13 protein-coding genes are annotated in these 12,125 nt (G+C 62.9%); 7 read left to right on the forward strand and 6 right to left on the reverse strand.

Going from position 1 to position 12,125, the window contains the following annotated elements; all coding sequences use genetic code 11:
• From NUV79_RS22155 to NUV79_RS22175, 5 genes are all read left to right on the forward strand, one after another.
• Positions 1–307: CoA-transferase (locus NUV79_RS22155; RefSeq protein WP_308218239.1), on the forward strand; the 307-nt coding region annotated here is incomplete at its 5' end.
• Complete coding sequence (locus tag NUV79_RS22160) at positions 304–1,455, forward strand: lyase family protein (RefSeq protein ID WP_257735239.1); 1,152 nt, start codon at positions 304–306, stop codon at positions 1,453–1,455. The genes NUV79_RS22155 and NUV79_RS22160, both read left to right, overlap by 4 nt.
• Before the next feature lie 210 nt (positions 1,456–1,665).
• Positions 1,666–2,457 carry a class II aldolase/adducin family protein gene (locus NUV79_RS22165; protein WP_257735240.1) on the forward strand — a complete coding sequence of 264 codons (792 nt, stop codon included), beginning with the start codon at positions 1,666–1,668 and terminating at the stop codon, positions 2,455–2,457.
• A 32-nt stretch (positions 2,458–2,489) separates the two neighbouring features.
• The gene (locus NUV79_RS22170; protein ID WP_257735241.1) at positions 2,490–4,436 is read left to right on the forward strand and encodes an FAD-binding monooxygenase; all 1,947 of its coding nucleotides are present in this window, start codon (positions 2,490–2,492) and stop codon (positions 4,434–4,436) included.
• 174 nt (positions 4,437–4,610) lie between these two features.
• Positions 4,611–5,078: a MarR family winged helix-turn-helix transcriptional regulator gene (locus NUV79_RS22175; RefSeq protein WP_257735242.1), complete on the forward strand. Its 468-nt coding sequence runs from the start codon at positions 4,611–4,613 to the stop codon at positions 5,076–5,078.
• 363 nt (positions 5,079–5,441) lie between these two features.
• Here NUV79_RS22175 and NUV79_RS22180 read toward each other — a convergent pair whose 3' ends face one another.
• Genes NUV79_RS22180 through NUV79_RS22200 form a run of 5 tightly spaced genes read right to left on the reverse strand, consistent with a single transcriptional unit; the run spans position 5,442 to position 9,526 of the window.
• Positions 5,442–6,179 (reverse strand): ABC transporter permease, encoded by a 738-nt coding sequence (locus tag NUV79_RS22180; RefSeq protein WP_257735243.1) that lies wholly within the window; start codon positions 6,177–6,179, stop codon positions 5,442–5,444.
• Positions 6,179–6,931, reverse strand: coding sequence for an ABC transporter permease (locus NUV79_RS22185; RefSeq protein ID WP_257735245.1), 753 nt, complete (start codon positions 6,929–6,931; stop codon positions 6,179–6,181). Before NUV79_RS22185 ends, NUV79_RS22180 begins: the two co-directional genes overlap by 1 nt.
• A gap of 1 nt (position 6,932) precedes the next feature.
• On the reverse strand, positions 6,933–7,751 hold the full coding sequence (locus NUV79_RS22190) for an ABC transporter ATP-binding protein (protein ID WP_257735246.1): 819 nt from the start codon (positions 7,749–7,751) through the stop codon (positions 6,933–6,935).
• On the reverse strand, positions 7,748–8,722 hold the full coding sequence (locus NUV79_RS22195) for an ABC transporter substrate-binding protein (RefSeq protein WP_257735247.1): 975 nt from the start codon (positions 8,720–8,722) through the stop codon (positions 7,748–7,750). Before NUV79_RS22195 ends, NUV79_RS22190 begins: the two co-directional genes overlap by 4 nt.
• A gap of 54 nt (positions 8,723–8,776) precedes the next feature.
• Positions 8,777–9,526 carry a class II aldolase/adducin family protein gene (locus tag NUV79_RS22200; protein ID WP_257735248.1) on the reverse strand — a complete coding sequence of 250 codons (750 nt, stop codon included), beginning with the start codon at positions 9,524–9,526 and terminating at the stop codon, positions 8,777–8,779.
• A gap of 250 nt (positions 9,527–9,776) precedes the next feature.
• Here NUV79_RS22200 and NUV79_RS22205 point away from each other — a divergent pair, with 250 nt between their 5' ends.
• Positions 9,777–10,706, forward strand: coding sequence for a LysR family transcriptional regulator (locus tag NUV79_RS22205; RefSeq protein WP_257735249.1), 930 nt, complete (start codon positions 9,777–9,779; stop codon positions 10,704–10,706).
• A 48-nt stretch (positions 10,707–10,754) separates the two neighbouring features.
• Here NUV79_RS22205 and NUV79_RS22210 read toward each other — a convergent pair whose 3' ends face one another.
• Positions 10,755–11,690, reverse strand: coding sequence for an NAD(P)-dependent oxidoreductase (locus NUV79_RS22210; protein ID WP_257735250.1), 936 nt, complete (start codon positions 11,688–11,690; stop codon positions 10,755–10,757).
• 218 nt (positions 11,691–11,908) lie between these two features.
• Between NUV79_RS22210 and NUV79_RS22215 the strand changes: the two genes are divergently transcribed.
• Entirely contained in the window at positions 11,909–12,115 is a 207-nt protein-coding gene (locus NUV79_RS22215; protein WP_257735251.1) for a hypothetical protein, read from the forward strand.
• Positions 12,116–12,125: the final 10 nt, after the last annotated feature.

Below are 12,125 nucleotides of genomic sequence, written 5' to 3' on the forward strand. Positions count from 1 at the left end.
CGGCAAGATGGTGAAGGGCATGGGCGGCGCGATGGACCTCGTCGCCGGCGTCAAGAAGGTCATCGTCGTCATGGACCACGCCAACAAGGCCGGCGAGTCCAAGGTGCTGGAGCGCTGCTCGCTGCCGCTGACCGGCGCGGGCGTGGTCGACATGATCATCACCGATCTCTGCGTGATGACCTGCGACAAGGCCAATGGTGGCGGCTTGACCCTGATCGAGCTCGCACCGGGCGTCACGCTCGACGAGGTCAAGGCCAAGACGCAGGCTGCCTTCGCCCTCGCGCCAAGTCTCGCAAAGGCCGCGTGAGCGGTCTTCTCCGCGCAAGGCCGGCGACGACCCCGGCGATGCTGGCCGCGTTCTCGGACGCGGCCACGTTGCGTCATGCCCTCGCCTTCGAGGCCGAGCTGGCCCGCGCCGAGGCGGCCGAGGGCCTGATCGGCACGGAAGCGGCGGAAGCGATCGCGACGCTCTGTAGCTCGATCACGATCGACCCCGCCGAATTGGCGGAGGAAGCCGCGCTCGCCGGCACGCTGGCGATCCCGCTGGTGACACACCTGCGCGTTGCCCTGAGCGGCGAGGCCGCGAAAGCCTTGCACAGGGGCGCAACCAGCCAGGACGTCGCCGACACGGTGCTGGCCTGCCAGATTCGCGCCGCGAACGGACTGCTCGGCCGTGAGCTTAGCCGCATCACGACGGCGCTCGCCGCCCTCGCCCAACGCCACGCCGCGACGCCGGCCATCGGCCGGACGTTGCTGCAGGATGCGCTGCCCATCGGCTTCGGCCTGCGCATCGCGCAGTGGCAGGCCGGCATCGCGGAGGCCGCAACCCGACTCCGTCGAGAAGCAGAGGCAGCTGCCGCCCTGCAGTTCGGCGGCGCCGCCGGTTCGCGCGCCGGCCTCAATGGTAAGGCCGCAGCCGTCTCCGCTCGCCTTGCCGCCGCGCTTGACCTCCCCGACGCACCGCCCTGGCATGCCCGCCGTGGCGGCATCGCCGGCGTCGCGGCAGCGCTCGCCATCGCCATCGGCGCGCTCGGCAAGATGGCGCGCGATGTCTCGCTTTTGGCTCAGAACGGCATCGCTGAGGCCCGCGAGCCCGCGATCCCCGGGCGCGGCGGCTCCTCCGCCATGTCCCATAAGCGCAACCCGACCGGCTGTCAGGTCGCCCTCTCCGCCAGCCTGCGTGCGCCCGGCCTCGTCGCCGGCATCCTCGCCGGGCTCCCCGCAGAGCAGGAACGCGGCCTCGGCGGCTGGCAGGCGGAAGGCCCGGCGCTGGCCGATCTCTTCCTGCTCGCGGCCGGCGCGGCTGAGGCCATGGCGACGGTCGCGGAAGGGCTGGAGGTCGACGAAGCCGCCATCGCCCGCAATCTCGCGGCAGCCGGGCTTGGCAATGATATCGGCGAGAGCGCAGCTTTAGTCTTGCAAGCCCTCAAGCTGCGGGAGCCGAAAAATGCCTGATGATCGACGGCGGCACTTGTACGCGACATCTCTGATCGCCGCGCCGCGCCGGCATTCTCCTTATGGAAAGCGAAGAGCCTGCTAGCGAGGTAAGTGGGTGCCGCATAAGGCATTGGAATTTACTTTGTGCACTGATATTCAGTATGCTTATTAATTTGTGCTGTTGCCGCCAACGCTAGCTAAGCGAATGGCTTTAGCCGGAGGAAAACAATGTGCAGCGACGACTCTGAAGGCGTTGGGGCCGCTAGCGAACTGGATATCGGCGAGCCTTCGGCCAACGCATCTCCAGCTCTGCTTGACGAGTTGGTGGCAGCCAATCACATCCTGTTCGACCAGGGTGTGGTAGATGCCTTCGGTCATGTCAGCGTCCGTCACGACAAGAGGCCGGATCGCTTTTTTCTTGCCCGCAACATGGCGCCCGGCAGGGTTACTCTCGACGATCTGGTGGAATTTACACTCGACGGCGAGCCGGTAAGTGCTAATGGGCGCAAGGTTTATCTCGAACGCTTCATCCACTCCGAAATCTTCAAGGCGCGGCCCGACGTCCAGGCGGTCGTGCACAGCCACTCGCATTCAATCGTTCCGCTCAGTGTTGTCAGCGGCGCACGTCTGCGCCCTGTGTTCCATATGGCGGGCTTCATCGGGTCCGGTGCTCCGGTTTTCGAGATTCGAGAGGTCGCAGGCGATGCGACGGATCTTTTGATCAGCAACAGCGAGATCGGCGCGGCGCTGGCACAGCATTTCACACAAAGCGACATCGTGCTGATGAGAGGGCACGGATCGACAGTAGTCGGCGACAGCATCAAGCGGGCCGTCTACCGCGCCGTCTATGCGGAGCTTAACGCGCGCTACCAGCTGCAGGCGTTGCAGCTCGGTGATGTCACCTTCCTTACCGAAGGCGAATGCCGCGCCTGCGTCGATAGGGTGGAGGGGCAGATGCAGCGACCCTGGGAACTCTGGCTCGATAAGGCACGCATCCGTTGCGAGGCCGTGCCGAACTGAGTCTCACGCTGCTTCACGATTTCGGAGTGCCCGTGCAGTTCCATCTCAATGGCTTCAGACCGGGCGACCCGGCTGAAAAGACGATCGCATCTCTAGGAAGCGGCCAACGCCTGCCGCGTGAGGTCGACGTGTTGATTGTTGGCTGCGGTCCGGCCGGGCTGGTTCTGGCGGCCCAACTCGCTGCCTTTCCGGATATCAGTGTCTGCATCGTGGAGCAGAAGTCCGGGCCGCTGCAGATCGGACAGGCGGACGGCGTGGCATGCCGCACGATGGAAATGTTCGAAGCCTTCGGTTTTGCCGAGAGAGTCGTCAAAGAGGCGTATTGGGTTAACGAGACCACCTTTTGGAAGCCCGACGAAGTTGATCCCAACAGGATCATGCGCCATGGCCGCATTCAGGACACCGAGGATGGCCTGTCGGAGTTTCCGCATGTCATCCTCAATCAGGCGCGCGTGCACGACTTTCTTCTTCAAGCCATGCGCCATGCGCCGCTCGGGATCGAGCCCCACTATGGGGTGCGCTTCATCGATATCGAGATTGCAAGCTTCGCTGAGGGCAACTCCCCGAGCCATCCGGTAACGGTGAGGCTGGAGCGAGTAGACGGTGATCCTCGGCGAAAGGTGGAAATCGTCAAGTCCCGCTACGTCGTCGGTTGCGACGGCGCGCGCAGCGCCGTGCGAAAGGCACTCGGCCGCAACCTGACCGGCGACTCCGCCAACCAGGCCTGGGGCGTGATGGATGTTCTCGCCGTCACCGATTTTCCGGATATTCGCCTGAAGGCCGCGATCCATTCCGCCGAGGAAGGCAGCATGCTGATCATCCCGCGCGAGGGCGGCTATCTCGTGCGCTTCTATATCGAGCTCGACAAGCTCGCCGAAAACGAGCGGGTCTCGGCCCGGGCGATTACCGCGGACCGCCTCGTCGCGGCAGCCCGGCGGATCATCCGTCCTTATTCCCTCGAGGTGAAGGAGATCGCCTGGTGGTCGGTCTATGAGATCGGCCAGCGGCTATGCGACGGATTCGACGACGTTGCGCCCGGAGAGGACCGCCGGCCGCGTGTCTTCATCGCCGGGGATGCCTGCCATACCCACAGTCCGAAGGCGGGCCAGGGGATGAACGTCTCGATGGGAGATGCCTTCAATATCGGCTGGAAGCTGGCGGCGGTCGTTCGAGGGCAGGCCTCGCCGCGGCTGCTCGACACCTATTCGAACGAGCGCCATGCGGTCGCGAAGGAGCTGATCGATTTCGACCGCGAGTTCGCCAGGATGTTCAGCGCCCGTCCCAAAACCGGGGCGGAGGATCAGGACGATGCCGTCGATCCTGCCGCGTTCCAGCGCTATTTCGTCAAGCAGGGACGGTTCACGGCGGGCACGGCCGTTTGCTACGAGCCGTCGCTGATCCGGGGCGATGAGGGGCACCAGGCACTGGCGAGCGGATTTCCGCTCGGCATGCGGCTGCATTCGGCCCCCGTCCTGCGGCTGGCGGATGCAAAGCCAGTGGAACTGGGCCATTGCGTGAAGGCGGACGGGCGCTGGCGCCTGATCGCCTTCGCCGACGCGGGCGAGCCTTTCGATGCCGGATCGAATCTGGTGAGGCTCTGCCATTTCCTCGATGCTGACGAAGCGTCGCCCGTCCGGCGCCACACCCCTCCCGGACAGGATGTCGATGCCGTGATCGAGATGTTGGCAGTGCTCCAGCAGAACCATCGCGAGGTCGACATGACCCGCGTTCCAGCCTTCCTGCGGCCGGCAAAGGGACGCTACGGTCTATGGGACTATGAAAAGCTGTTCTGCGCCGACACGCGCTCGGTTCGGGATATTTTTGACCTGCGCGGCATCCGTCGCGATTCCGGCTGCATGGTCGTCGTCAGACCGGACCAGTATGTCGCCGCGATCCTGCCACTCACCGATACGGCGGCGCTTTCAGGCTTTTTTGCTTCATTCATGCTCGAACCGGCCGAAGCGAGATTGACGACATAAACAAAGGTGAAGAGACCAATTCCCGCTGATAGGTATAGATTCCAACGCATTTTCAAAGCGAATTCGGATTGGATTACGTGCAGAAAATGCGTTGAAAGCGATTATGAGCAATTCCGCGGTTCTAAGAGTTGCGGAATTTCTCCAGTATGGCCGAGCCACTCTAAGGTTTTGGGAATGACGAGCCAGAAACTCAATTTGATGCCCGGCCACCTGATCAGGCGTGCACAACAGATCGCTGTTTCGATCTTCCTAGCTGAGTGCGCTTCACTGGATATGACTCCGGTCCAGTACGCCGCGCTTGTAACGATCGGGGAAAACACGGGGATCGATGCGACGCGGTTGTCCGCGCTGATCGCTTTCGACCGCTCCACGCTCGGAAACGTACTGGAGCGTCTGGAGTCTAAACGGCTCATCCGTCGGTTGAGCGATGGTAAAGATCGACGCGTCAAGGTTCTGCAACTTACCACGGAGGGAGAAGCAATCCTTGCGCAGGCCGCGCCTTTCGTCGAGAGCGCGCAGCACCGGATTCTCGCGCCGCTTTCCTGCGAGGATCGACGATCGTTCATGACGATGCTGATGCAACTGGTCGAGGCAAACAATGAAGCGTCTCGTGTACCGCTGCGCTTGCAAGAATCAGGGTGATTACCGATGGGCTGAGCCGGAATTTACAGCATTCGTTCTGCGCGGCTTCGTCGCGGGCACCGATAGTCGCGAATGCCTGGTGTGCCATCGGCAACAGGTGATGATCCGCCGACAGATTTCGAAGATGTCAGACTGGTTCACCGTCTGCCGCGGCATGGGGCGGCAATTGAAACGCAGCTGTCACTTGGTTCCAGTTAAGTCTTCCGGCCAGAGCAGTGCTCCCGCTCTTGGAGACGCGGGGTCGCGTTAGACCATCGGACTGAATAACGTATTCAGTCCGATGGTCGAGTTCTTTGATCTTGCATCGGATTTCCCCAAAAAACCACGTTCCACTTTTCGGGCCGATGCTCCAGGTCCGGAGCGTCAAGCCGCGCCGTGCCGCAGGTGTCGGTTGATCGCCAGCAGCATCAGGCTCGCCGTGATCGCGAAGCCGACGATCAGGAACGTCAGCGCCATGATCCGGTCCGTATCGTGCAATCCGATTGCCTGCATGAGCAGAAAGCCAATGCCCCTTTGGGACGCAAACATTTCGCCGAGCAAAGTGCCTATGAGTGTCAACGAAAAGCCCAGTCGCAGCCCGGTGAAGATCTCTGGACGAGCCGCTGGAAAAAGGATGGTCCAGACGCTCTGCCACCGCGTCAGGCGTAGGACCTTCGAGGTACGACCTAGGATGGGAGGCAGGTTCCGCAAAGCCCCGAGCGTGAAAATCGTGATCGGCATGATTCCATGAATGGCGCCGAACGCGACCTTGGAGGGCATCCCGATGCCGAAGATCAGCAAGACGATCGGATAAAGAGTGATCTTCGGCAGCGAGTAGAACGATACCAGAAGGGGCTCCCCGACCTCGCCGGCAAGCCGGTTCATTCCCAGGCAGAAGCCGAGCGCGACGCCCACCGTCACGGCGATGGCGAGTGCGAAGGTGAATGCTTGAAGCGTTTCGTTGAGATGGGCCATGAACCCTTCCGAACCGATCAGCGACCAGGCATTGCGGATGGTGTCGAGCGGAGGCCGCAGCGCAAGATCTCCGATTGCCCAGTAAGTGATCTGCCAGACTCCGAACATGGATAGGATCACGAAGAGATTGTTCCTCGCGCTCGACATCACGATCGACTCCTGCGGCTCAAGAGGCGTTTTTCCCAAGCGTAGAACACCCAGTTGACGGTTCCGGCCGCCAGCAGGACGAACAGGATGAGCGGGTACATCACCTGATTTTCGAAGTTGTTGTAGGCAAAGACGATCTCGTGCCCGATGCCGATCCTAGACATGATGAACTCGGCTCCGATCACGCCGATGAAGGAATAGGACACCGCCAGTTTGACGCCGGTCGCCAGATAGGGGCCGGCATGGGGCAGATAGATTCGTCTCGCAGCTTCCAGCGTGCTCATCCCATAGACCGCCGCAGTTTTGCGGAAGACACGCGGTATGCGGTCGAGCGCGCTGATCGTGTTGACCACCACGGCGACGACGGCCAGCATGAAACCGATGACGATCTGGGGAGCCTCTCCTATGCCGAAAATGGCGATCATCATCGGATAGAAGGCATAGATCGGCACCGCATAATATGCTGTGAAGAACGGCGACAGCGTGTCGGCAACGGCCCGGAAGTGCTGGACGACCACGCCGACCAGAGTGCCGACGGCGATCGCCAGCGCGCAAGCGATCGTGATCTTGCCGAGCGTCTGGCCGATCGCAGGCTGGACGCGGCCGGAGAGCAGCAGCCGCCCGAGGTCGACAACGATCTCGCTGGGGGGTGGGGCAACGAATCTAGAGATTGCGCCCGAGCGGCTTAGGATCTCCAGAATCAGCACGATCAAGGTAATCAATCCGAGCCGAAGGGCTGTCGCGGGCTTCATGTCAGGCTGCCTTGTGGGAAAGCGCCGCCATGGACTCGTCGCGAAGACGGGTCCACAGGTGAGCGGTGATCTCTCCGAAGCGCGGATCCGAGACCACGCGACTGTCGCGATCCTTTCCCCAGGGTGTCTCGACGACATCGATAATTCGCCCGGGACGCGCCGACATGACACCCACCCGATCGGCAAGCATGGCTGCCTCGTCCAACGCGTGTGTGATGAGCAGGACGGTTGCACCGGTCTCCCGCCAGAGTTTGAGAAGCTCCTCCCCCATGATGAGTCGCGTCTGCTGATCGAGCGCGCCGAAGGGCTCGTCGAGCAGGATAAGGCGCGGGCGCTGCACGAGGGTTCGTGCGATGCAGACCCTCTGGCGCATGCCGCCGGAGAGTTGTGACGGATACGCCGCCGCGAAATCGCGCAGTCCCATGAAGGTCAGCGTATCGTCGACGCGACGCGTGATCTCGGCTTCGCCGAGACCGGCGCGCCGTAGGCCGAAGGCGACGTTGTCCGCCACGTTAAGCCATGCGAACGAGGCGTCTTCTTGGAAGACGACGCCGATGCCTTCAGGCACCGCCCGACCGTTGAGTTCATGCCCCTCGAAGACGGCCCGCCCTTCCGTCGCCGGCGAGAGCCCGGCGACGATGTCGAACAGGGTCGACTTGCCGCAGCCGGACGGGCCGACGACGGCGAAGAACTCGCCCTTGCGCAAGTCGAGATCGATGGGGCCGAGGGCCTCGACCCGCGTCTTCGGATCCGTCCCGAAGACACGGGTCACGCCGCGCAGGCCGACATGGACGGCCGCGTCGATCGTCGTGTCGTTCATTTCAAGACGCGCTCGCTCTCGGGAAGGAAGCTCTCGTCGATCATCTTGGTCCAGTCGATGTCGCCGTCGGCGGCGCCGACCAGGATCTGGGCCCGCCACATCTCCTTGAGCCCGGCGAGGTCGAACTTGCCGGTGCTCCAGTAGGGAAGCCCAGCCTTGGCTCCGATCAAATTGCTCACCGCCTGGAGCGCCACCGGCTGCTCCAGCTTGTAGACCTTCGCCACGATCGCCGCGGCCTCCTCGGGGTGCTCCTTCATGAAGGCGACCGCCTTGGCCCGCCCGGCCACGATCGCCCGCAGGAAATCTCCGCGCTTCTCGGCTGCGGCTTGTGTCGTCACGCCAACGACATTGCTCATGGAGGGGAACAGCGCGTCCGCCGTCGCGATGACCCTGTACTTGTCGCGGTATTTGGAGAGCAACGGCTCGGTCGCCGGCGCGACGTCAATGGCACCGAGATCCAGCGCGACGAGAGCCTCGCCAAGTCCGCCGGTCATGACCAGCTCGACGTCGGATGGCTTGAGGCCGGCCTTTTCGACGATCAGCATTCCGAGAGCCTGACTGACGGAACGAGGACTGGAATAGCCCAGCTTGCGACCCTTGAGGTCGGCGATCGATTTGATCGGGGAGTCGATCTTCACCATCCAGCCGAATTCGGAAACCGTCTGGACGTTGTTGCTGATGATCTTCAGCGGCGCGTTTTGTCTGATAGCGGTGGCCACGGCGATCGGACTGACCTCCGCATAGGCTATGTCGCCGGCCAAAAGATTGCGTACGGTCGTGCCGCCGCCCTGGGATGACAGGATTCCGGTCACCTTGCCGTCGAAGAATCCTTTCTCCATCGCCACCGCGAAGGGCATGCCGCTGGCGGACACCCCGTAATTGCTGACGACGATCTGCTCGGCACGTGGTGCGGTCGCACCCAACGCGCAGGCGACCAGCGCCAGCGACAGGCACCACCGCAATTTGCGCATGAATTGCATTTCCTTCCTTCCTTTACTTTTTGGCTGATTGTTCGGAGACAGACGTCAGATGTCGGCCGACCAGTACTCCCAGATCCTTTCGATGACCGCGGCCGCCAGGTTGCTTTGACTGGACAGTTCGATCTCGCCGTTCGTCAGCGGGGAGAGCGATCCGATCGTCGCCGCCTGTAGCTGCAATTCGGCATTGAGCCGCAGATGGACAGCCCGGAAGGTCAGCTCGCGGACCGAGCGGCCGGCCACGGTCGCGCCGTGGCGGCGCATCATCACCACCCAATTGTCCGCCAGCGCAGCGGCGAGCGAATCGGCCTGGTCGGCCGTGCGCACGAGCAGGTCCGTGTCGCCGAAGTCGTCCCGGCTGTCCCACACCGGCACCCGCTTCCCGATCACCGCGCCGAGATGGCAGACCGGCACGATCTCGACCCCGGCTATGCAGAAGGCTACGACGGCCGGCGCGTGATGGTGGCAGACGGACATCACATCGGGGCGCGCCCTGTATATGGCTTCGTGGATCACACGCTCCGCGTACAGCTTGGCACCAGTGTCGCTGACGGGGCGGCCATCAAGGCGCAGCTCGATCAGATCGGACTTCGCGACGAGCGCGGGACTTCGCGAGCGGGAGATAAAGTAGCGCTGGGAATCGACCGGGTGGCGGGCGCTTACATGCCCGAAGCCGTCGAGGACACCTTCATGCGCAAGAATGCGGTTGGCCACGACCAGGTCGTTCAGGACATCTTCCAGGTCCTGCGCATGCGAGGCTTCGGCCGCGCCAGCGTCGGAAGCGAGCGCTGTGCTCATCGGCAAACCTTTCCTCTCGTATATTGACCGGCTGCTCTGCACGCCGCGGATAGCGCCCGGCATCGGCACAAACCGGCTGCGGCAGCTCAATTTCAAGGAATGTGAAGTATTCTGACGGGTCCCGCAAAGGTTGTTTCCGCCTTGCCGCCAGCAGAAAAAACGCTCGCCAACAGGCCGCCTCCTGTGGCATGCGGATCGCGGAACGGCGCTGGTGCCGCCAGCGGCCGATACCCGAGGAAAACCACCGGCCGTGAGATTCCGTCAGCTCGAATGCTTCGAACGGGTTTGCGAACTCGGCAGCATCACCCAGGCCGCCGCCTCTCTCAATCTGGCCCAGACCGCGCTTGGGTTGCAGATCCGACAGCTGGAGGAAGAGACGGGCGTCTTATTGCTGAGCCGGACGAGCCGCGGCGTGCTTCCCACGGACGCCGGAAAAGTCTTCCTGGACTGGGTTCGGCGGACGCTCGACAGCCGCAGGGACATAAAGGGCGCCCTCGCCATGTTCCGCGACAATACCGTTCCCAGAACCGTAACGGTCGGCCTGACGCCGAGCCTCACCCTGCTGATGGGAGCCGAGTTGATCCAGGCGGTCGCGCGGTCGCCACTGAACGTCACTCTCCGCCTCACCGAAGGCCTCAGCCATGTGATGGTGGCGAGCCTCCCCACGGGCAGGATCGACCTGGCCTTCGCCTTCAAGCCTGAGGCGGGCGGGGCCTTTCGATGCACGCCATTGTTGAAAGACTCGTTATTCCTTGTGCGCTCGCCGTCTGAAGCCGGACGGCTCGCAAAGACGATCTCGCTGCGCGAGGCGCTCAGCGATCGTTTCGCGATGCCCGATCGCGATGATGTCGTACGCCGTATGGTCGAGGACAGCGCCTCCGCGGAGGGACTGTCTTTGAATGTGGCTTACGAGGTTCAGTCGCTTATAGCGATCAAGCAGCTCGTTTCGCGTGGACTGGCCTCGGCCATACTCCCCTTAGGGAGCGTCCACGAGGACGTCGCCGCTGGAAGACTCACTGCCTTGCGCATCCTTGACGCTTCGCTTGAGAGGACGCTTTACGCCATACGCGCGCACGACATCGACCCTGCTGTGGACGGGTTTCTGGTCTCGACCTTCCTGTGCGTTTACCGGAAGAACGCAGACGGGTGGGGAACGGGGGAAGTCCTGATGCTTGCCTGACAGCGTCCAACAAGGCGGGTCGAGATCTCTCCGGATTTGTCGGAGGTTCTAAGGCCGTGTCCCAAGCTCGGCTCCCGCCCGGCGCTCCATCGGCCGAACGACAGCAGTTAGGTCGTCTATCTCGACGCCTTCGGCCTTGGCGCGTCTGTAAGCTTGCAGAGCGCTGCGGCAGGTGTCGACGACAGCGCCCTCGTTCGCGGCCGGCTCGGCCAGGAAAAGCTCCAGGTCCTTGATGACGACGTCCAGGCTTGCGCCGAAATCGAACGAGCGCGGGACGATGTGAGCCGGAACCTTTGCCTGCGTCGCGCTGTTCTGGCCGCTTCCGTTATTGATCACCTCCAGCATCGCATCGATCGGCAGGCCGGCCTTAGCCCCGACAACCAGGGACTCGCAGGCCGCCACGAGATTGACGAGCGCGATCGCGTTGTTGACCAGCTTCAGCGTCTGAGCTCTGCCAGGCGGGCCGTCGATCCCCACCACCTTTCGGCTGTAGAGGTCGATAGCGCCCCGGATAGCGGAGAAGCATTCCGGCTTGCCAGAGACGATCGAGGTCAATTCTCCCGACCGCGCCTTCGGCGGCCCGCCGGTTACAGGAGCATCTACCGTCTCGATCCCTGCCTCTGCCATGCTCTTCGCCAGACGCGCCAGTAGGGGCGATCCGCTCGTCCCCAAGTGGACGTAGATTCTGCATCGCCTGCCTCTTATCAGACCAGCCGAGCCCAAAAGGGCTTCGAGATGATGGCTTTCGGCTGCAAGGCAGGCGAATACGATATCGGCACGGTCTCCAGTCTCGGCGGGTGACGCAGCTCGCTCGATCGCTGCGGGAAGTCCATCGAACCTGGCTGGGTCGGGATCGAAGGCTACGATTGGCCCTGCCAGCGCCAGCCGGCGCGCGATGGGCGCGCCAAGCGAGCCTAGCCCAAGAAAGCCGAGACTCTGAATTCGATCGGGATGTCCCACTTCTTTGTCCTCGCTGCGGCCCATGCCTGTTCACAATGCCGAATGGAGGACGGCAACACTTATTTTTCGCTCGCCGCGAGCGATCGCTTCGCGCCTTTGACGCCGATAGCGCATCCGACCGTAGCGCACTGCGGGCGGCTTGGCAGAGAGAGCGCTTTTGTTTTGGACCAATGGTGGGATGGGCGGCTAGGATGCCGACAAGCGCCGTCTTCTGCGCTGTCCAAGAAACGGGAGGATCGAACTTGCCCACCATCCGCATCGAACCTGTTGAGGACGTCGCCTCCGGCCGCTTTGCTATTGAAATCTATTATCCGGCAGATGCCGAGCGGCCGCTCGTCACGACGGCGCCGCGCTATAAGAGCGCCGCCGCGGCCGAGCAGGACACACTCGCCATCCTCGCCGCGACCGCCAACAATCCACCGCCGGAAGAGCCTGCAAACAGGCGATAGACATCAACCG

The organism is Allobosea sp. 47.2.35 (assembly GCF_024655635.1).
Lineage (GTDB): Bacteria > Pseudomonadota > Alphaproteobacteria > Rhizobiales > Beijerinckiaceae > Allobosea.

What these genes read in the sequence shown, in the direction of transcription:
- NUV79_RS22165 (WP_257735240.1), top strand. Translation starts at nt 1,666, where the DNA reads ATGTGCAGCGACGACTCTGAAGGCGTTGGGGCCGCTAGCGAACTGGAT.
- NUV79_RS22175 (WP_257735242.1), top strand. Translation starts at nt 4,611, where the DNA reads ATGACGAGCCAGAAACTCAATTTGATGCCCGGCCACCTGATCAGGCGT.
- NUV79_RS22180 (WP_257735243.1), bottom strand. Translation starts at nt 6,179, where the DNA reads ATGTCGAGCGCGAGGAACAATCTCTTCGTGATCCTATCCATGTTCGGA.
- NUV79_RS22185 (WP_257735245.1), bottom strand. Translation starts at nt 6,931, where the DNA reads ATGAAGCCCGCGACAGCCCTTCGGCTCGGATTGATTACCTTGATCGTG.
- NUV79_RS22190 (WP_257735246.1), bottom strand. Translation starts at nt 7,751, where the DNA reads ATGAACGACACGACGATCGACGCGGCCGTCCATGTCGGCCTGCGCGGC.
- NUV79_RS22195 (WP_257735247.1), bottom strand. Translation starts at nt 8,722, where the DNA reads ATGCGCAAATTGCGGTGGTGCCTGTCGCTGGCGCTGGTCGCCTGCGCG.
- NUV79_RS22200 (WP_257735248.1), bottom strand. Translation starts at nt 9,526, where the DNA reads ATGAGCACAGCGCTCGCTTCCGACGCTGGCGCGGCCGAAGCCTCGCAT.
- NUV79_RS22210 (WP_257735250.1), bottom strand. Translation starts at nt 11,690, where the DNA reads ATGGGCCGCAGCGAGGACAAAGAAGTGGGACATCCCGATCGAATTCAG.